This window comes from Bacillus sp. DJP31, assembly GCF_049310945.1.
Classification (GTDB): Bacteria; Bacillota; Bacilli; order Bacillales; family SA4; genus Bacillus_BS.
Map to the genome: position 1 here is coordinate 322,270 of NZ_JBMERO010000001.1, position 20,481 is coordinate 342,750.

The following is a 20,481-nucleotide window of genomic DNA, read 5'->3' on the forward strand; positions in this document are numbered from 1 at the left end:
AATTGTTCAATTTCATTTTTGGAAAAAGCTCTCCATAAGATTGAAGCAGTGTATCGGTTGAAAGGGTGTTATTATGTCATTTGACGGTATTTTCACAAAAGCTATAACAAATGAGTTACAGCAAAAAATTTTAAATGGTCGCATTTCAAAGATTTATCAGCCTTATAAACAAGAACTTTTACTTCAAATTCGTGCCAATGGTCAATCATATAAACTATTGATCTCGGCCAATCCTTCTTATTCAAGGGTTCATCTTACCAATGAGTCTTTTGATAATCCGTCAGAACCACCAATGTTTTGTATGCTGTTACGAAAGCATTTAGAGGGCTATGTCATTACCTCTATCCAGCAATTGGAGATGGAAAGGATTATCTCTATTGAAACAAGAGGTAGGAACGAGCTTGGAGATGAAACGGTTAAACAATTAATCATTGAGATTATGGGCAAACATAGTAATATTGTGTTAATCGATAAGGAACGCAACATCATCTTGGACAGTATTAAGCATGTTCCACCTGTTGTAAACCGTCACCGAACCATACTGCCTGGATATGACTATGTGAGTCCACCATCACAAGAAAAATTAAACCCTCTTTTAGTTGATGAAGAGACGTTTTTGAGAAAGCTCGACTTCAATTCTGGAAAGCTTGCCAACCAGATTGTCGGCGCTTTTAGTGGTGTATCACCTCTTTTTGCAAATGAAGTTGTTCATCTAGCGGGGATAACGGGTAAACAAAAGCTTGCGAATGCCTTTGTTACGCAAATAGAAAAGATCAAAAACCATCAATTTCAGCCTGTGATCGTTGTGGGTAAGGAGAAAGAATATTTCTACGTATTACCTTTGAGTCATTTAGGCGGCGAAGTAAAATCCTTTCCATCTCCAAGTGATCTACTCGATCGTTTCTATTTTGGAAAAGCAGAACGAGACCGAGTTAAACAGCAAGGACATGACCTTGAGCGTTTTATCCGAAATGAAAAAGAGAAAAATGATAAAAAGATTATTAAACTGGAAAAAACGCTGAAAGATGCGGGCAAAGCTGAAGAGTATCAATTATTTGGGGAGTTACTCACTGCTAATATGCATTTGATGAAAAAAGGTCAAAAAGAGATTGAAGTAAATAATTATTATGATGAGTTTAATGGATTAGTTTCGATTCCCCTCAATCCTTTAAGGACTCCATCCCAAAATACACAAAGCTATTATATAAAATACCAGAAAGCCAAAAAGTCGGTTAATTTCATCTTAGACCAAATTGAAAAAGCAAAACTAGAATCTATGTATTTCGAATCGTTATTACAGCAAATGGAGTCTGCCTCTCCAAAGGATATTGCGGAAATCAGGGAAGAGCTTGTTGAAGAAGGGTATGTAAAAGCCAAACAAACAAAAGGAAATAAGAAAAACAAGCCACAAAAACCAACCCTAGAAGAATATCAATCAAGTGACGGGAAACCAATCCTTGTTGGAAAAAACAACAAACAAAACGACTATTTAACCAATAAGTTAGCACATCGTGAGGAACTATGGTTTCACACAAAGGACATACCTGGTTCTCACGTGGTCATTCGTCATCCGGAACCAGACGAGCAGTCGATCATCGATGCAGCTACCTTAGCAGCCTACTTCAGTAAAGCGAGAAACTCTAGCTCAGTCCCTGTTGACTATACGAAAGTGAAATATGTAAAGAAGCCAAATGGATCTAAACCAGGCTATGTTATATATGACAATCAGCAAACTGTATATGTCACACCTGACCAAGATTTGGTACGGCAGTTAAAAAAATAAGGACAGTCGATTTTTTATTAGTTCCGCATATGAGAGTCAATATAAATAGCAGACAAAGACCAATTCACATGCGAGTTGGTCCATTCAATTCAACAATGCTGTTTGTATGAAAACACTTTTGGCCAGAAGGCAACACTAAACTAAGCCCTCTATATTTTCATTTTTTTAGGGCTAAGAATTTGATATTGTCTTATTATTTCTTGTTGGTTAAACCGACTGCAAATAAGAATAAAGGATGGTAGCCCATTGTCTGATAATGTGCATTATAAGCAGTATCCTCTTGATTTCCTGTTGTCTTGAAATTAGAAGAATCGATATCGAAGATATTGCCCTCACTTGGCTTTATTCGTTGCACTCAACCAAATAATCATTGAATGGTCTGTTGAAATTGACCGACTGTTTCTTCGTCTACTTTTTAATTCAAACGCGAAATAGTGGGTTCCACTTGTAGATCGTCAGCTGAATTTCCCGTATGATAGCCCGCAAGATGTTGGTACACTTTCCGCATGATGACATCTTGGTTGGAGAGTGTGTGATGGAAGGCAGAATCCGTGATCTTGATGTTTTATTTAAGCGTTCCGGTTATGCCTAACTTTTTTAACAAACTCTTTTATAGTAGTAACCCTAAATCGGACGAAAGATCCCACCGTCAAAATTAACCTTTACTCTTTTGTTGAAAGATAAGCATTTTCTTGTACACTTTTCATATAGAATCCCTTCTTCTTCTTGTTTTTTTGTGGTGATTAAAACATATCAAAGATAGGGATTTTTTTCATACTTATAAAGTGAAAATAAATATTTCTAATAATTTCTTCCGTGACATTACCAACTGTCGAACAAAAAGTAACCTCTTTCCCATAGATGTTGTCCCCAAAACCTCTTCTTTAGTTCAGGAAATTCATCTTGTAACAGCCTTGATGATCTTCCTTTTAAGTACTGCATAATTTTACTCGGAGCTAGGCTAGGAGGACAAGAAAGCAAAAGGTAGATGTGATCTTTGCCCACACTTCCCTGCAGAATAGTTATTCCTCTAGCTTCGCATCCTTGCCTTATCAACTCTCTTGTTCTTTTGGCAATTGCACCATTCAAAACCTTATTCCTATATATTGTAACCCATATAACGTGATATTTTATATCAGATACGGCATGACTACTTTTTTGATAACCATTTAAAGATAAGGCTGAAAGCGTATACCGTCTACAAACGGTGGATTTAGACCACGCTCTTGGAAATTAGGATGATATACTTATTCATCAAACGGGGATTTTATTTATATCAGTCCTAAAAAAAGTCGCAAAAGGCTTGGTTTTAATACCAAGCCTTTTGTGTTCTAAAATTACTGTTATTTCCCATTTCTCCACAGTTTAGGAAATATAATTAGTGACTGTGCTTTTTTTCTTTTAAACGTGGGATTTTTGGCTTATACCTAGTATATTCTGTGTTTTTCCAATATATTTAAATTCACGCCAATAAAATTAGATTCTAAGATTCAATCAAGTAGTAATCCACGTTTCATCCTTTGGATTCTTTCTCCATCGCTCAAGTTTGTCTAAATCTTGAGTAGAAATGATCCCATTTGCCGCCGCAATCTCTGCTAATGATGAAAAAGTAGTTAATGTATGCGCATCTACCTCTAAGTTAGAAAATGCTTTTTTGGCTGTTTCTAATTCATAAGTAAAAATAGCCGCTATCCCTAGTACTTCACAGCCTGCTTTTCGCAGTACTTCGACCGACGCTAAAGAGCTGCCTCCGGTTGAAATGAGATCTTCAATCACAACGACCTTTTGGCCTGGTTTGAAAGCTCCTTCAACTTGCTTGCCTTGGCCATGGCTTTTTGCTTTTCCTCTTACATAACACATCGGAAGCTCTAGCAAATCACTTACCCAAGCAGCAGGTGCAATACCACCCGTTGCCGTTCCCGCAATCAGCTCTGCATCTGGAAAATGTTCAGTAATCAATTCCTTCAGGCCACTAGCTATGTCTTTTCGAACATGTGGATAGGACATAGTTAGACGGTTATCACAATAGATGGGCGACTTAATGCCCGAAGACCATGTAAAAGGATTTTGTGGCTGTAGTGAAACAGCTCCAATCTTTAGCAAATGTTCAGCTATTTGATTTTTCATACAGTAACACCCTCCCATTGACCCTTTATGACTTTATATTTTTCAATCGGATTTAAAGAACCCGTGATACTTCTGCCAACGACAATCATGCTTGAGCCAGCAATACGAGCTTCTGTTGGTGTGGCAATTCTTGTCTGATCATCCTTTGAGTCCTCTTTCAACCTGATTCCAGGTGTGACCGTTAAAAAAGAGTCTCCCAGGACCTTACGAAGTATCGGTACTTCTTTAACTGAACAAACAACTCCGTCTAATCCTGCATCTTGTCCTAAACTCGCATAGGAAATGACTGTTTCAGACAACGATGTTTCAATTAGTAACTCTTGTTTCAGTATTGTGTCAGACGTACTTGTTAATTGAGTTACAGCGATAAGCTTAGGTCGTTCTAATCCTGGGGAAGTACCTGCATCTAATCCTTCAAGAGCCGCTTCCATCATGGCCTTTCCACCCGCAGCATGAACATTAACCAGGTCTACCCCAAGTGTTGCAATGCTTTTCATCGCTTTATTAACCGTGTTCGGAATATCATGAAGCTTTAGATCTAGGAAAATCTGGTGTCCCGCGTTCTTCAAATAGTGAAGTATTTGTGGACCTTCTTTATAAAATAGTTCCATTCCTACTTTTACAAATAACTGTTCATTTCCAAAAGGAGCTAGAAATTTCTTCACTTCCTCTAGGTTTTGAAAGTCTAATGCGATGATGAGAGAACGTTGCATGGTTTATTCCAGCTCCTTCCGATACACTCTGAAACGTGGTCATAGCCTAAACTTTTTAGTAGATGTGGTAATTCATCGATGATTGTTGGGCAAACAAAAGGATCTACAAAGTTTGCCGTCCCTACAGCTACTGCACTCGCACCAGCATATAGAAACTCGATTACATCCTCAGCTGATTGAACCCCACCCATTCCAATTATCGGAATAGATACTTGTTGACTAACCTCATGGATCATTCGAATAGCTACTGGTTTAATAGCTGGACCAGACAAACCACCTGTCCGATTGGCTAGGATTGGCTTACCTGTTTTTAAATCCAAGCGCATGCCTATAAGTGTATTAATCATCGTGATTCCGTCAGCACCAGCAGCCTCCACCGCTTTTGCCATATCTACAATATTTGAGACGTTCGGCGATAGTTTTACATAAACTGGAACCTCTGACACTTCTTTCACCTTTTTAGTTAATTCAGCTGCAATCTCAGGAATTGTTCCAAAAGCAATCCCGCCTGTTTTCACGTTAGGGCAAGATATATTCAGCTCTAACGCGTGAACATTCTTTGCCTTTGAAATCTCCCTTGCAACCTCGATATAATCCTCAACAACAGAACCTGCAACATTCGCAATGATCGGCGTGTCGAATTTTTCTAGCCAAGGTAACTCGTCAGTTAGAACCTTTTCCAACCCTGGATTTTGCAACCCAATTGCATTCAACATCCCTGATGACGTCTCCGCCACGCGTGGAGTGGGATTACCAAAACGTGGCTCCACGGTCGTTGCCTTAATCATGATGGCACCTAAAACACTTAGATCATAAAAATTAGCATACTCTTTCCCGAATCCAAAGCATCCTGAAGCTGGCATGATCGGGTTCTTTAACTGCAACCCTGGAAGTTCGATTGATAAGCGACTCACAATACCACCTCACCGACTTTGAATACTGGACCATCACTACAAACCTTCTTATAGGCGAATCCTGTTGGATCATTTTGAACATGACATACACAAGCAAAGCAAGCCCCAATTCCACAGCCCATTCTCTCTTCTAGAGAGATATAAGCTCTTCTATCTATATAGCGGCTTTCTAATGCCTGTAGCATGACATTTGGCCCACAAGAATATAGGGTATCAAACTCTAACTTGAATTGGTCGATCACATCGGTAACAAATCCTTTTGTACTATAAGTGCCGTCCACGGTGGATACATACGTGTCTCCAAGTTCATGAAAATGCGATTCATAAAATACATTATCAATGGATTGAAAGCCAAGGACGTGAGTCACCTTTACTCCTAGGTTTACAAGCTGTTTCGATAGCTCATAAAGAGGGGGAACACCAATTCCTCCCCCGACGAGTAAGGCTGTTTCACCTTTTTTTGTTTCAACAACTGGGAAACCATTCCCTAGTGGTCCGAGAACATTGACCTTCTCACCCACTGGCTTTTCAGAGAGCATCTTCGTTCCAATGCCCTCGCTGCGGTACAGCATCGTAAATTGTAAATTTTCTTTATCAATCGAACAAATACTTATTGGTCTTCTCAGCAATGGTTCTACACCACTACCTATCTTAATATGAACAAACTGTCCTGGCTCGCTCATTTCTTCTACTAACTTTCCTTTAACAGTTAGTTCAAAAATGTCTTTGGCAATGGATTCCTGATGAACAATCGTCATCCATTCTTGACGAATCATGTTAGTACCACCTTTTGAGGTGTGCTGTTTTGTCTCATCGACTGCGTTGAAAATGTCATCGACTCTAACACTCGTAAGATCGCATAAGCAGTGTCAAGTGAAGTTAAGCAGGCAACACCATTTTCAACCGATTCACGTCTAATTCTAAAGCCGTCTCTAGCAATTTGCTTTCCTTTTGTTAGGGTATTAATAACGAATTGCGCTTCCCCCTTCCGAATAACATCAAGGAGGTTTGGTTTTTGAGCCCCAATTTTATTTACAACCGTTACCGGTATCTTTTCTTGCTGAATAAAAGCAGCCGTTCCTTCAGTTGCCAATATGTTGTAACCAATCTGGTGAAAACGTTTTGCTAGGCTTAATGCTTCTTGTTTGTCTTTATCTGCAACCGTAAATAGTACCGACCCATAAGTTGGGATGGAGATACCAGAAGCAACTAATCCTTTATAAAGGGCCTTTTCTAATGTAGTATCCTTGCCCATTACTTCCCCTGTTGACTTCATTTCAGGTCCGAGCGTAATATCTACCCTTCTTAGCTTCGCGAACGAGAACACTGGAACCTTTACATATACGCCTTGTGACTCTGGATGATAGCCTGTTTCATATCCTAGTTCTCTTAAAGAAGTTCCAAGGATAGCCTTTGTCGCAAGATTTGCCATCGGTACACCCGTTATCTTACTCAGAAATGGTACAGTCCGGCTTGATCTTGGATTCACTTCTAATACATATACATTATTCTTTGAGATGACAAACTGTATATTTAGCAACCCGATAATGTTAAGACCTTTTGCAAGGGCAATTGTATAATCAATAATCTGCTGCTTCTTTTCGTCTGACAAGCTTTGTGCAGGATAGACTGCGATTGAATCTCCAGAGTGAACCCCTGCGCGCTCGATGTGTTCCATTATTCCTGGAATATAGACTGTTTCACCATCTGAGATTGCATCCACTTCTATTTCTTTCCCTGTTAAATAACGGTCAATTAAGACCGGGTGCTGCGGATTTATTTTGACTGCATTTTCCATATAGTAAAGGAGCTCTTCTTCTTGATCGACAATCTCCATAGCTCGACCACCAAGAACGTAAGAAGGTCGCACTAAAACCGGATAACCGATTCGTTTTGCTATTACAACCGCTTCCTCAACTGAGGTTGCTGTTTTTCCTTCTGGTTGAGGAACTCCCATTGTAGAAAGGGCCGCTTCAAATTTATCTCTGTTTTCGGCACGATCCAAGTCTTCGAGTGACGTCCCTAGGATACGAACGCCCTTCTCAGCTAATCCTGCTGCTAAATTAATAGCTGTTTGACCACCAAATTGTACGATGACACCCATCGGCTTTTCTACTTCAATTACGTGCATAACATCCTCGACTGTTAATGGTTCAAAATATAGTTTGTCAGATATGCTGAAGTCAGTCGAAACGGTTTCTGGGTTGTTGTTGATAATGATGGCTTCATAACCCGCTTCCTTGATCGCCCAAACAGAATGAACGGTAGCGTAGTCAAACTCTATCCCTTGGCCAATTCGTATGGGACCTGACCCAAGAACCAATACACTTTCCTTATTTGTTACTACCGACTCATTTTCCTCCTCGTAAGTACCGTAGAAGTAAGCGGTAGAAGATTCAAATTCTGCTGCACATGTGTCGACCATTTTGTAAACTGGTAAAAGTCCTTCTTGTTTTCTTAGGTCATACACTTCAGACTCTGGCATATTCCACATTTTTGATATGGTAATATCGGAGAATCCCATTCGCTTCGCTTTTGTTAATACCTCTATATCGAGTGGGTGATCCTTAACTTTTTGATCCATTTGAATGACCTTCCAAAACTTATGAAGGAAGAATCGATCAATTTTACTCCACTCAAAGATTTGTTCAATTGATATACCTCTCCGTAAGGCTTCTGCTACGATAAATAATCGTTCATCATCGGCTTTTGTTATACGATGTTGCAGTTCCTCATTGGTTAAGCTCTCGAATGCAGCTTCAGTAAGATGAAAAACGTTCGCTTCAAGTGATCGTATTGCTTTTAATAGTGACTCCTCAAATGTTCTACCGATCGCCATGACTTCGCCTGTTGCCTTCATTTGAGTTCCGAGCTTACGATTAGCTGACTCAAATTTATCAAACGGCCATCTTGGAATCTTTGTCACGATATAATCAAGGGCTGGTTCGAAACAAGCAAACGTTTTTCCTGTAACCGGGTTCATCATTTCATCTAGTGTTAATCCGACAGCTATCTTCGCTGCTAGCTTGGCAATTGGATAACCTGTTGCTTTGGAAGCTAGTGCTGATGAACGGCTCACACGTGGATTTACTTCAATTACAAAGTATTGAAAGCTATCGGGATCAATTGCTAACTGAACGTTGCATCCACCTTCGATTTTCAGGGCACGGATAATTTTCAATGAAGCATTTCGTAAAAGCTGGTATTCGCGATCACTTAATGTTTGACTTGGTGCGACAACGATGGAGTCGCCTGTGTGAATACCGACTGGATCAACATTTTCCATGTTACATACAACAATCGCATGGTCAGAGCTGTCTCGCATAACCTCGTATTCAATTTCCTTGAAACCAGCAATGCTTTTCTCTAACAAGCATTGCGTAACAGGGCTACTTTTTAATCCTCCTGTTACGATTTCGATAAGTTCTTCTTCATCTTCACAAATTCCACCGCCCGTTCCGCCCATTGTATAAGCAGGACGAACAATGACTGGGTATCCGATTCGTTCAACAAAATCATACGCTTGTTCTAATGAGTGGATGATGTCACTTTCTGGAACTGGCTGCCCTAGCTCGTTCATCAGCTGACGGAAAAGATCACGATCCTCCGCTTGTTCAATGGCTGAAAGCTTTGTTCCGAGAATCTCAACTCCACACTCTTCTAGAACTCCAACTCTTGAAAGGTCTACAGCTAAATTCAGGCCTGTTTGACCACCAAGAGTTGGTAGGATTGCATCTGGACGTTCTTTACGAATGATTTTACTTAAAAATTCAACGGTAAGAGGTTCAATATACACTTTATCTGCAATTTCTGTATCTGTCATAATCGTCGCAGGGTTGGAGTTTACAAGAATCACTTTATAGCCTTCTTCTCTAAGAGCAAGACATGCCTGTGTGCCCGCATAATCAAATTCTGCTGCTTGGCCGATAACAATCGGACCTGATCCAATGACAAGAATCGTTTCAATATCGTGACGTTTAGCCATTTCTAGCAACCCCTTCTTTTTTGCTTTGTTCAATCATAGATAGAAATTCATCAAATAATCCATTTGCATCTTCTGGTCCAGGTGATGCCTCAGGGTGATATTGTACCGTAAAGGCAGGAAAATCAAGGTGTCTCAATCCTTCAACTGTTCCATCATTTAATGCAACATGCGTTACTTCTAATCTAGTCTTTAAAAGTGAGGATTCCTCTACTGTATATCCATGATTTTGGGCTGTAATTGCTACCTTACCAGACTGTAAGTGCTTAACAGGGTGGTTTGAGCCACGGTGACCAAATTTCATTTTCTCTGTATTGGCAGAGCAAGCTAGTGCAAATAATTGATGCCCTAAACATATTCCGAATAAAGGGACTTTCCCTAGGATCTCTTTTATCATTTCGATTGCCTCTGGTACATCCTTTGGATCTCCAGGTCCATTAGTTAGCATGATTCCGTCAGGGTTCAGTTGTAGTATTTCTTTTGCGGTTGTATTGTAAGGAACTACGATTACATCACATTTTCGTTTCGTCAGCTCACGAAGAATTCCGTGCTTCATACCAAAGTCTACTAAAACCACACGATCGCCACGACCCGGACTTGGATACGGATCCTTTGTTGAAACTTGTTGGACTTGGTTAGTTGGGAGTTCCTCGCCCTTTAATAATTGAATCACCTCAAAAACATCAACATCTAACGAGCATAAAGCTCCCTTCAATGTTCCATATTGGCGAATAATTCTTGTCAGCTTTCGGGTATCAATCCCAGATAGGCCAGGAATATTTTTCGCTTTAAAATATTCATCTAATGTGAATTGACTTCGGAAATTAGAAGGAACATCACATACTTCTTTTACGATAAAACCAGATATCGCTGGTATAATGGACTCAAAATCATCTCTGTTAATTCCGTAATTACCTACTAAAGGATACGTCAGGGTAACAATTTGACCACAATAGGAAGGGTCAGATAAAATCTCTTGATAGCCAGTCATCCCTGTATTAAATACAACTTCTCCGATTGTAGAATCTGTGCTACCAAAGCCTTCACCTACAAATACTGTACCGTCTTCTAGTATTAGTTGTCTTTTCATACTCGAGCACTCTCCATTTCCCAAACGATTCTTCCACCTACCATTGTTAGCTGTGGCCAGCCTTTACACTTCCAGCCTGAAAATGGAGTGTTCTTTCCTTTTGACAAAAAGGTAGAAGGGTTGATTTCCTTCTCTGATGATAAATCTAGTATTGTTAAATCTGCATCTGTCCCTACACCTAGCCTGCCGTATGGAAGATTAAAGGCATCTGATGGCTTTATTGTTAGGAAGTCAATTAGCTGATTTAATGTAATAATGCCTTTTTCAACAAAGTGCGAATAAAGGAGTGGAAAGGCTGTTTCTAATCCAACAATACCAAATGGTGCCAGCTGCATCCCCTCTGCTTTTTCTTCTGCTGTATGTGGAGCATGATCTGTCGCGATGAAATCGATTGTTCCATCTAATAGCCCTTCAATCAGGGCTTCTTGGTCTTTCTTCCCTCGAAGTGGCGGATTCATCTTGTAATTAGAGTCTAGACCCGGGATATCATCCTCACATAAAAGTAAATGGTGTGGGGTTACTTCGGCTGTTACACGAATGCCCGCTCCTTTGGCATCCCTTACTACTCGGACTGACTCCTTCGTACTGATGTGACAAACATGGTAATGGCACCCTGTTGCTTCAGCAAGCAAAACATCTCTGGCAATATGAACGGCTTCACAAACTGATGGAATTCCGTTAAGTCCATTTTGTTTTGAAAAAATACCTTCATGAACGGAGCCTTTGTTAATGAGAGTATTGTCTTCACAGTGAGCGACAATTGACATATCCAGTTCCACTGCACGCTTCATTGCTTCAAGCATCATTCCAGCACTTTGTACTCCAACACCATCGTCGGTAAAGGCGAACGCCCCCGCAATCTTAAGTGCTTCAAAGTCTGTTAACGTTTCACCTAACTGTCTAATTGAGATCGCAGCGTAAGGTAAAACTCTGCCATAGGCTGTTTCTTTAATACGAGCTTGGAGCCATTCCATTTGTTCTTTTGAATCAGGAACAGGTCTTGTATTTGGCATGGCCGCAATCGTTGTAAATCCACCCTTTGCCGCAGCTCTTGACCCAGTTTCAATTGTTTCCTTATGCTCTCCACCTGGTTCACGTAAATGGACGTGTAAGTCTACAAGGCCAGGTACAATAAGTTGGTTATTCACATTTATTACGTCATCCAAAGGAGACTCTTGTATGGAAGGAGCAAGTTCTAGTACTTTTCCATTCTCAATTTTTAATTCAACACTTTCTAATTGACCTTCCTTATTAATCATTTGTCCGTTCTTTAGAATTGTTGCCATTAAAAAGTCCCCCTTAATTTTGTAATGCACGTTTAAGCACGGCCATCCTTATATACACACCATTCTTCATCTGTTTAAAAATTCTCGAGCGCTCACACTCTACTAAGCCATCGGCAATTTCTACATTTCTATTAAAAGGTGCAGGGTGCATGATAATACTGTCTGTCCTCATGTTTCTCTCTCTTTCAAGTGTTAAACCGTATAAACCATGATAATCAGATGGCGACCATCCCATTTTTTCTCCATGTCTTTCATGTTGAATTCGTAAAAGCATCACAACATCAGCTAGTTTTATGGCTTCGTTTATATCTAGATAAGTACCATTCGAGTTTTCTTCATCGTGCCAGTTCTTAGGACCAGAGAAAAAGACGTTTGCGCCTAATCTTTTCAAAACATCCGCGTTCGAACGCGCCACTCGGCTATGCCTGATGTCTCCAACAATCACAACATTTAAATCATTAAATTTTTGAAACTCCTGTTGGATTGTATATAGATCAAGTAAGGATTGTGTTGGATGATGTCCACAACCATCACCAGCATTAAGGATAGGAATGTTGATATGAGGGATAAGCTCTTCAAAATAATTGTCCATTGTATGCCTGATCACTAGAGCATCCATTCCAATGGCTTCAAATGTCTTCACCGTGTCATAAAGAGTCTCCCCTTTTAGAACACTAGAGTTTTCTGACTCAAAATTCACTACTTGTAGACCAAGTCTTTTTTCTGCTACTTCAAAGCTGAAGCGTGTTCGTGTACTCGGTTCAAAGAATAAATTGGCTACAAAGTTTTCTTTTTCACTTTTCCACGCTTCTCCTTGTTCAAATCCTTTAGCCACGTCTAGGACTTGAAAGATCTCTGAAACCGATAAATCACTCATTTTCAATAAATGCTTCAATCGATTCTCCTCCTTTTTTGAAAAAAAACACCCTTTTGACTGTTGAAAAGGGTGTGAGAAGTCAGAAGAGGAAACTAAAAAGCACTCTCCCGACACACCCTTCTAAGTCTCTCTGGACTTTAGTTAAAAGGTGAATTATTCAGTTAGCTGATCCTTTGCGTCATACAAGTCACCTGACACTTCATCTCTACCAGGCAATATGACATTTAAAAGTATTCCTAAAATGGCAGCTAAAGCCATGCCGTGTAGTTCAAAGTGTTCGGATACTTTAATGATAGCTCCTCCGATACCGATAACCAGAATAACAGAAGATATAATCAGGTTTCGGTTGTTTCCAAGGTCTACCTTTGAATCGATCATCATTCGAAGACCAGATGAAGCGATAATACCAAACAGTAGGATGGATACCCCTCCCATTACTGGAGTTGGAATCGAGCTTATAAGGGCACTAATTTTACCAATGAAACCAAATACTATTGCAAATATCGCGGCACCAGCAATAACGTATACACTATATACTCTTGTTATCGCTAATACACCAATATTTTCACCGTACGTTGTATTTGGCGGACCACCGATTAAGGAAGCGATGATGGTCGCTGCACCATCTCCCATAATGGAGCGATGTAAGCCAGGCTTCTTAATTAAATCGCGATGAACAACCTTACTTAGTACCATTTGGTGTCCAATATGTTCAGATAATGTCACGATTGCAACAGGCACCATAAGATAAACGATATTCATTGAAAAGTCTACCTCTGTATAAAATGTTACGAACTCAGGCATTTGAAACCACTTAGCTTCCATCACTCCTGTAAAATTCACTAATCCAACAAAGAATGAGTAGATATAACCGCCTACAATCCCTAATAGGATTGGAATTAGACTAAAGAATCCTTTTTTCAAGAAAACTGAGAACATGATCGTGAGTAATAAAGTAACTAGTGCGGCAGAGAAGTGTACTAAGCTGTATGTTGAACTATCACTTGGATTTTCAAGCATGGCCATATTGACTGCCACCCCTGCAAGACCTAATCCGATGACGATGATGACGGGACCAACAACGACAGGTGGTAATAGACGCAATAACCATTTATGACCTACCGCTTTAATAATCAGTGCGACAATACCGTATACGATACCTGCTAGGAAGCTTCCTAGCATAGCAGCTTCAGGACCACCCAAAGCTTGAGCAGCTATGATTGGTGCAATAAAGGCAAAAGATGAGCCTAAATATGCAGGTACTTGACCCTTTGTTATGAGTAAGAAAGCTAATGTTCCAAGACCACTTGAGATTAAAGCAACGGCTGGGCTTAAGCCTGTCAAAAATGGTACTAATACGGTTGCGCCAAACATAGCGAATAAGTGCTGAAAGCTAAGTGAGAACCAATTAAGCGGTGTTGGTTTTTCGTGAATGTCTAAGATCATATCATTTTTGGATTTCATGTGTTTTCCCCCTATATATACCTACATTATTAGTTCTCTATTTTTTTAAAATTATCCTAAGAATAACAAAACCTCTTTGCATGATCGCAAAGAGGCAGAGAATACTCACAAATGTGTAAGTATACGTCTACCCTTTGCTAGTCTCTCTGGACTAAACTTAAAAGGGTGTATAATTTATAAATCATGGATGGTCACTTGTTCGATCCCATCAACTTCTTGTAGTTCTACTTCTATTTTTTCTGAACTTGAGGTAGGAATATTTTTTCCGACAAAATCTGCTCGGATTGGAAGCTCGCGATGCCCTCTGTCTACTAGAACAGCAAGTTGGATAAGTGCAGGTCTACCCATATCCATTAATGCATCCATTCCTGCGCGGACTGTTCTGCCTGTAAAAAGAACATCGTCTACTAGGATCACTTTTTGGTTCGTAATATCGACTGGTACATTTGAACCCTTAACTAATGGCTCATGATCTTCAGTTTTCTTTGTTAAATCATCTCGGTAGAGCGTAATATCAACTTCACCAACTGGAATGGATTTCCCTTCAATTTGTTCAATACGATCCGCTAACCGTTTTGCTAAGTAAATACCACGTGTCTTAATCCCTACAATAACACAATTCTCAATCCCTTTATTATGTTCAATGATTTCATGGGCTATCCTTGTTAATGCACGTCTGATCGCCTGTTCGTCAAGAACGATTGCTTTTTGTGACAAATTTCTCACCTCACCATACACTTTTGTACCCATAGGAAGTAAAAAATCCTCTCACCGTAGTGAGAGGATAGATTTGTAGTGCAAATAAGATACAAGTATCTTAAGCACTTACTCCGTTTCCTTCTCAGCCTCACGGGACTGTGTTAAAGGGCCATTTGTTATTAAACTTATTATGTCAGTGAGGTCGAATTTTGTCAACTTCTTTTTCGAAGCAAGTCCAATACTGCTTCAAATTCTGGTGGTAATGGGGCTTCAAACTCAATGTATTCCCCTGTTCTTGGATGATCAAAGCCGAGTACCCCTGCATGAAGAGCTTGTCCTTCTAATTCAATTGTCTTTTTCGGACCGTATTTCGGATCACCAGCTAAAGGATAGCCAATATATTTCATATGAACACGAATTTGATGTGTTCTACCTGTTTCTAATTGACACTCCACAAAAGTGAAGTCCTTAAACCGCTCTAGTACTTGGAAATGAGTAACCGCATCCTTGCTATTCTTTTCCGTTACAGTCATACTTTGTCTGTCTTTTTCATCACGACCAATTGGGGCATCAATCGTTCCTTTATCGTGTGGAATGACACCATGAACAACCGCTTTGTATCGTCTTGTCACCGTCTTCTTGACAAGTTGATTAACTAATGACACATGTGCGATATCATTTTTTGCAACCATTAATAGCCCTGAAGTATCCTTATCGATCCGGTGGACAATTCCTGGTCTCATCACTCCATTAATCCCAGATAAATCATTACAGTGTGCCATTAAACCGTTCACTAACGTACCCGAACTATGTCCAGGTGCTGGATGCACAACCATTCCTCTTGGCTTATTTACAACGAGCACATCTGAATCCTCGTAGTAGTATTCAAGATTCATTTCCTCGGGATCCACATCGAGAGAAACTGGATCAGGGATGGTAATGATAATTTCATCCCCTGTCTTACATTTATAGTTTCCTTTTGCAGCTAATCCGTTCACTGTTACAAACTCATCTTTAATCCAATGCTGGACTTGAGAGCGTGTCCAGTCGTCATCGATCCCAGTAAGTAATTTATCAAGTCTTTCTAAATGTTGTTCTTTGTTAATTGTGTAGTTTACCTGTTCCATGCTGTTTCTCCTTTTCTTGCTTTCCTTCTAATAAAGTATGAATGAAGAAAAGCCCTACCCCGATTACTAAAGCTGAATCTGCCACATTAAAAATCGGAAAATCATATGTGAAAATGAATGTATTTATAAAGTCTACGACTTCTTTACGAAATAAACGGTCTATAAAATTTCCAATTGCTCCACCTAGCATGAGACTAAGAGACCAGCCTATTAATTTTTCATGCGCCTTCAATCGTTGGATAAAGACAACGATCCCAATTACCACCGCTGTTGTCACAATATAGAAAAACCACATTTGACCTTCTAGAATCCCCCAAGCTGCCCCTGTATTCCGGTGTGAAGTTAGATAGAGGAAGTCCGTAATGAGTGGAATGCTCTCTCCACGTTCCATTTTTGTAACAACTAACCATTTCGTTCCTTGATCTAATAAAATAACCATTAGTGCGATAACATAATAGACCAACACTAATTCCCCCGATTCCTATAAGATACTTACTGATTTTATCACATTATGGACAAAACAGACAATTAAACCAAAAAACATTCCTATTTTGTTAAATCCAACGAAAAAAACAAAATAAAAGACGCAAATATAGTGCGCCCCTTCATTGTCATATTCTCACTAGCTCTTTATATCTAAAATCATGAATGCTTCTTGCCGTCGGAATGGTTTTTAATTTATCAATAGGAATCCGTTCGCCAGTGTCTTCACAAATTCCATAAAAACCAAATTCGATTTTATATAAGGCATGATTAACATCAACTAAATCATCTTGGATGTGTTTTTGGATCATAATTTTTTTTTCATTTGGAGTGGACTGAAAAAGGGGTTCATTAGCAAGTTCTTGACTAAAGTTTTCTTTACCTTTAAGTAGACTACTTTCAAGCTCCATTTTGATCAGAAGAAGTTCAGAATAAAGTTCCGTAAAGTCGTTGTTCATCGGACGCCTCCTCTTGAATGGTATTCACTGTGCTACTTAACAGTTAGTGTAACCCTCAGGCAAGAAATTAGAAGCAACAACTTTTTCCTTTCTTTCAAAAGATACGATAACAAGATTGCCCTTTAGCCCGTCAAAATTGACCTAATTTTACAATAAAATTAAAATATCCCAATAAACAAATCAAGAGGCTAATCCTTTAACATATCGTCAAGGTTAGCCTCTTTAAACTTATTCTGTATAGCTAGTTTTTATGACTTCCGCACATCGAGTACACAGTGTTAGATGGTCTACATCTTGGCCAACTGTTGGAGTAACGATCCAACACCGTTCACATGTTTCACCTTCTGCTGCTGTAATGACAATAGATACATCCTCAAACTTATGTGCAGTCCCAGGTGCATTCTCCACAGAGCCACCAATCTCAACGTTTGAAACAATAAATAATTGTTTTAAATCCTCATGAATGGATTGTAACAAAGCATCCACTTTTACTGAAGTAAATAGTGTAACACTTGCTGTGAGCGATTTTCCAATGATTTTCACATTACGAGCTATTTCTAATGCTTTTAATACATCATCTCGTAGCAGCATAAAATGATCCCATTTCTTCTCTAACTCATCACTTTGAGCAATTATTCCTGCCTCAGGCATATCTACTAGCTGAACACTTGCTTCTGCCATTCCTGGGATATAAGGCCAAACCTCGTCTGCTGTATGAGGAAGAATGGGTGCAACAAGTTTTGTTAAAGTTAAGAGGGACTCATACAATACCGTTTGAATGCATCGGCGATCATGATGATTTTCAGACTCAATGTATAAGATGTCCTTAGCAAAATCTAAATAAAATGAGCTTAATTCCATTGTACAGAAATTATGAATAGAATGATAAATCCCTGCGAAATCATATAATTCATAAGATTTTTTAACTTTATCAATCAGTTTATTCAACTTTACGAGCATGTATAAATCGACTTCACGTAAATTTTCATTGCTAACTGCATTTGTCATTTGGTCAAAATCAGCAAGGTTCCCTAGCAGAAAGCGGAACGTGTTACGAACCTTTCGATAGACTTCAGATACTTGCTTGAAACTATTATCTGAAACACGTACATCTGATTGAAAATCAACGGATGCGATCCATAATCGTAAAATATCTGCACCATATTGATTCGTTACTTTGCTTGGTACAATGACATTTCCAATGGACTTACTCATCTTTCTTCCTTGCTCATCTAGAGCAAATCCATGACTAAGCACTGCCTTATATGCTGCCTTACCTGTAACAGCTACGCTTGTTGATAAAGATGAATTAAACCATCCTCTATATTGATCTGAACCTTCTAAATATAAGTCAGCTGGACGTTTTAAGTCTGAACGCTCCTCTAATACTGCCTGATGTGAGGAACCAGAGTCAAACCAAACGTCCATGATATCTTTTTCTTTCGTGAATTGACCATTCGGACTAGAAGCATGAGAAAAACCTTTTGGAAGTAAGTCAACTGCTTCACGTTCAAACCATATGTTGGATCCGTGCTCTCTAAATAAGCTTGATACATGATCAATCGTCTCGTCTGTAATAATTGGCTCTCCATTTTCACCGTAAAAAACAGGAATAGGAACGCCCCATACACGTTGACGGGATATACACCAATCTCCACGGTCACGGACCATATTGAAGAGGCGTGTTTCTCCCCATGAAGGTACCCATTTGGTATCTTGGATTGCCTGTAATAATTCTTGACGGAAGTCTTTAATAGAAGCAAACCACTGAGCTGTTGCACGGAAAATGGTCGGCTTTTTCGTACGCCAATCATGTGGGTATGAATGAGTAATAAAGCTTAGTTTCAAAAGAGCACCAGACTCTTGAAGCTTCTCTGTTATCGCCTTATTTGCCTCCTCATAGAAAATCCCTTCAAATCCAGGAGCCTCTGAGGTCATATAACCCTTCTCATCGACAGGACAAAGTACATCCAAGTTATATTTTTGACCCACTATAAAATCTTCTTCCCCATGACCTGGTGCTGTATGTACACAACCAGTACCAGCTTCTGTCGTTACATGTTCCCCTACCATAACGAGAGAGTCACGGTCGTACAATGGATGCTTCGTAATCACACCCTCTAGTTCGATTCCTTTTACAGTTTTTACAGTCTCAGGATGTTCCCATTCTAGCACCTTTGTCACTTCTTCTAGAAGTGCAGAGGCAACCACATAGCTCGTCTGGTCAACTTTAACGATACTGTAATCTAATTCTGGGTGTAAGGAAATTCCTAGGTTTGCTGGAATTGTCCATGGAGTCGTTGTCCAGATGATTAATTTCTCATCCCCTGCTAATACTCCTTTTCCATCCTTCACATCAAATGCAACATAAATAGATGGAGATCGTTTATCTTGATACTCAATCTCTGCTTCTGCTAAAGCTGACTCACTTGAGGGAGACCAATAAACAGGTTTTAGACCTTTGTAGATATAGCCTTTTTTCGCCATCTCACCAAACACTTTAATTTGCTGTGCTTCGTACGCAGGATCCAACGTAATATAAGGATTAAACCAGTCTCCACGTACTCCTAATCGCATAAATTGTTCACGCTGACTATTGATTTGACCGTATGCATATTCCTCGCATAGCTTTCTAAACTCCGCAATAGAAAGTTCTTTACGGTTCACCTTTTTATTTTTAGTTAGAGCCGTTTCGATTGGAAGACCATGAGTATCCCAACCTGGTACATAAGGAGCGTTATATCCACTCATTGACTTATAACGGACGATAAAATCTTTTAGTACCTTGTTTAAGGCATGGCCCATATGAAGGTCACCGTTGGCATATGGAGGCCCATCATGTAAAACATATAAAGGTCGGTCCTTTGTACGCTCTTGAACTTTTTCATATATGCTCATCTCAGACCATTTCGACTGAATTTCTGGCTCTTTGTTTGGGAGGTTTCCTCGCATAGGAAACTCTGTTTTTGGCATTAGTAACGTATCTTTATATTCCATCAAAATTCCTCCAGTTTTCTTCATTTTCAGCATGTCCAAAACTACTAGTAAGTAAAACAAAAAGCGTAAGCGCCCTGGTTAGACTTGAAAAGCAAATGTTCTGAAGAAAAAAGAGTGTTTTTCCCTTTTCTATTCTTCAGGTTATTTGACCTCGAGAGGGATAAGCGCTGGAGCTAGATTAAAACAAAAAAAGACCTCTATCCCCAAAGGGACGAGAAGGTCTCGCGGTACCACCCTTATAGACTTAAAACATACTTATTGAAAATGAGTATGTTAGTAACTAGCTTTAATAAGTCCACTTGAAATTCGTAACGTGAATGAAACGCCATAGCCTACTACTATTTCAGCATGGAACTCAAGGGTGATTTTCACTCTTTAATACTGTACCGAGCTTTCACTGTCCCCGGTTCGCTAGTGCAGTTTTTATAAAAGAGATACTGTCCCTATCATGGTCATACATTTATTTTATCTTTGGTTGTTA

At 39.5% G+C, this 20,481-nt stretch carries 16 protein-coding genes, 1 pseudogene and 1 other annotated feature; of the genes and pseudogenes, 1 reads left to right on the plus strand and 16 read right to left on the minus strand.

What is annotated here, in order from left to right; translation table 11 throughout:
• Positions 1–73: 73 nt before the first annotated feature.
• On the plus strand, positions 74–1,783 hold the full coding sequence (locus ACOI1C_RS01655) for an Rqc2 family fibronectin-binding protein (RefSeq protein ID WP_422507327.1): 1,710 nt from the start codon (positions 74–76) through the stop codon (positions 1,781–1,783).
• A gap of 193 nt (positions 1,784–1,976) precedes the next feature.
• On the opposite strand, the gene ACOI1C_RS01660 is transcribed toward ACOI1C_RS01655, so the two are convergent.
• From ACOI1C_RS01660 to ileS, 16 genes and pseudogenes are all read right to left on the minus strand, one after another.
• The gene (locus tag ACOI1C_RS01660) at positions 1,977–2,138 is read right to left on the minus strand and encodes a transposase (RefSeq protein ID WP_422507329.1); all 162 of its coding nucleotides are present in this window, start codon (positions 2,136–2,138) and stop codon (positions 1,977–1,979) included.
• A gap of 388 nt (positions 2,139–2,526) precedes the next feature.
• Positions 2,527–2,917 (minus strand): annotated as a pseudogene (tnpA, locus tag ACOI1C_RS01665) (IS200/IS605 family transposase).
• Positions 2,918–3,277: 360 nt separating this feature from the next.
• Positions 3,278–3,910, minus strand: a complete 633-nt coding sequence (gene pyrE / locus ACOI1C_RS01670) for an orotate phosphoribosyltransferase (protein WP_422507331.1) — start codon at positions 3,908–3,910, stop codon at positions 3,278–3,280.
• Entirely contained in the window at positions 3,907–4,623 is a 717-nt protein-coding gene (gene pyrF, locus ACOI1C_RS01675) for an orotidine-5'-phosphate decarboxylase (RefSeq protein WP_422507333.1), read from the minus strand. Before pyrF ends, pyrE begins: the two co-directional genes overlap by 4 nt.
• On the minus strand, positions 4,596–5,486 hold the full coding sequence (locus ACOI1C_RS01680; RefSeq protein WP_422507630.1) for a dihydroorotate dehydrogenase: 891 nt from the start codon (positions 5,484–5,486) through the stop codon (positions 4,596–4,598). Before ACOI1C_RS01680 ends, pyrF begins: the two co-directional genes overlap by 28 nt.
• 47 nt (positions 5,487–5,533) lie before the next feature.
• On the minus strand, positions 5,534–6,313 hold the full coding sequence (locus ACOI1C_RS01685; protein WP_422507335.1) for a dihydroorotate dehydrogenase electron transfer subunit: 780 nt from the start codon (positions 6,311–6,313) through the stop codon (positions 5,534–5,536).
• Positions 6,310–9,522 carry a carbamoyl-phosphate synthase large subunit gene (carB, locus tag ACOI1C_RS01690; RefSeq protein ID WP_422507337.1) on the minus strand — a complete coding sequence of 1,071 codons (3,213 nt, stop codon included), beginning with the start codon at positions 9,520–9,522 and terminating at the stop codon, positions 6,310–6,312. The genes ACOI1C_RS01685 and carB overlap by 4 nt, the downstream gene beginning before the upstream one ends.
• Positions 9,515–10,609: a carbamoyl phosphate synthase small subunit gene (locus tag ACOI1C_RS01695; RefSeq protein WP_422507339.1), complete on the minus strand. Its 1,095-nt coding sequence runs from the start codon at positions 10,607–10,609 to the stop codon at positions 9,515–9,517. Before ACOI1C_RS01695 ends, carB begins: the two co-directional genes overlap by 8 nt.
• Positions 10,606–11,895 carry a dihydroorotase gene (locus ACOI1C_RS01700; RefSeq protein WP_422507341.1) on the minus strand — a complete coding sequence of 430 codons (1,290 nt, stop codon included), beginning with the start codon at positions 11,893–11,895 and terminating at the stop codon, positions 10,606–10,608. Before ACOI1C_RS01700 ends, ACOI1C_RS01695 begins: the two co-directional genes overlap by 4 nt.
• Positions 11,896–11,908: 13 nt before the next feature.
• Entirely contained in the window at positions 11,909–12,790 is an 882-nt protein-coding gene (locus ACOI1C_RS01705; protein ID WP_422507343.1) for an aspartate carbamoyltransferase catalytic subunit, read from the minus strand.
• Positions 12,791–12,925: 135 nt separating this feature from the next.
• Positions 12,926–14,236 carry a solute carrier family 23 protein gene (locus tag ACOI1C_RS01710; protein ID WP_422507345.1) on the minus strand — a complete coding sequence of 437 codons (1,311 nt, stop codon included), beginning with the start codon at positions 14,234–14,236 and terminating at the stop codon, positions 12,926–12,928.
• A 174-nt stretch (positions 14,237–14,410) separates the two neighbouring features.
• Entirely contained in the window at positions 14,411–14,953 is a 543-nt protein-coding gene (gene pyrR, locus ACOI1C_RS01715; protein ID WP_422507632.1) for a bifunctional pyr operon transcriptional regulator/uracil phosphoribosyltransferase PyrR, read from the minus strand.
• Between the two features lie 194 nt (positions 14,954–15,147).
• Positions 15,148–16,062 carry an RluA family pseudouridine synthase gene (locus tag ACOI1C_RS01720; RefSeq protein WP_422507347.1) on the minus strand — a complete coding sequence of 305 codons (915 nt, stop codon included), beginning with the start codon at positions 16,060–16,062 and terminating at the stop codon, positions 15,148–15,150.
• The gene (gene lspA / locus ACOI1C_RS01725; RefSeq protein WP_422507349.1) at positions 16,037–16,525 is read right to left on the minus strand and encodes a signal peptidase II; all 489 of its coding nucleotides are present in this window, start codon (positions 16,523–16,525) and stop codon (positions 16,037–16,039) included. Before lspA ends, ACOI1C_RS01720 begins: the two co-directional genes overlap by 26 nt.
• A gap of 148 nt (positions 16,526–16,673) precedes the next feature.
• Complete coding sequence (locus tag ACOI1C_RS01730) at positions 16,674–17,003, minus strand: TraR/DksA C4-type zinc finger protein (RefSeq protein ID WP_422507351.1); 330 nt, start codon at positions 17,001–17,003, stop codon at positions 16,674–16,676.
• Between the two features lie 228 nt (positions 17,004–17,231).
• Positions 17,232–20,000: an isoleucine--tRNA ligase gene (gene ileS, locus ACOI1C_RS01735; protein WP_422507353.1), complete on the minus strand. Its 2,769-nt coding sequence runs from the start codon at positions 19,998–20,000 to the stop codon at positions 17,232–17,234.
• 204 nt (positions 20,001–20,204) lie between these two features.
• Positions 20,205–20,459: a binding site (T-box leader), on the minus strand.
• Positions 20,460–20,481: the final 22 nt, after the last annotated feature.

Coding starts and splice junctions, on each gene's coding strand:
- ACOI1C_RS01710 (WP_422507345.1), bottom strand. CDS start 14,236: ATGAAATCCAAAAATGATATGATCTTAGACATTCACGAAAAACCAACA.
- ACOI1C_RS01685 (WP_422507335.1), bottom strand. CDS start 6,313: ATGATTCGTCAAGAATGGATGACGATTGTTCATCAGGAATCCATTGCC.
- pyrF (WP_422507333.1), bottom strand. CDS start 4,623: ATGCAACGTTCTCTCATCATCGCATTAGACTTTCAAAACCTAGAGGAA.
- ACOI1C_RS01695 (WP_422507339.1), bottom strand. CDS start 10,609: ATGAAAAGACAACTAATACTAGAAGACGGTACAGTATTTGTAGGTGAA.
- ACOI1C_RS01720 (WP_422507347.1), bottom strand. CDS start 16,062: ATGGAACAGGTAAACTACACAATTAACAAAGAACAACATTTAGAAAGA.
- ileS (WP_422507353.1), bottom strand. CDS start 20,000: ATGGAATATAAAGATACGTTACTAATGCCAAAAACAGAGTTTCCTATG.
- ACOI1C_RS01655 (WP_422507327.1), top strand. CDS start 74: ATGTCATTTGACGGTATTTTCACAAAAGCTATAACAAATGAGTTACAG.
- carB (WP_422507337.1), bottom strand. CDS start 9,522: ATGGCTAAACGTCACGATATTGAAACGATTCTTGTCATTGGATCAGGT.
- pyrE (WP_422507331.1), bottom strand. CDS start 3,910: ATGAAAAATCAAATAGCTGAACATTTGCTAAAGATTGGAGCTGTTTCA.
- ACOI1C_RS01700 (WP_422507341.1), bottom strand. CDS start 11,895: ATGGCAACAATTCTAAAGAACGGACAAATGATTAATAAGGAAGGTCAA.
- ACOI1C_RS01680 (WP_422507630.1), bottom strand. CDS start 5,486: ATGCCAGCTTCAGGATGCTTTGGATTCGGGAAAGAGTATGCTAATTTT.
- ACOI1C_RS01730 (WP_422507351.1), bottom strand. CDS start 17,003: ATGAACAACGACTTTACGGAACTTTATTCTGAACTTCTTCTGATCAAA.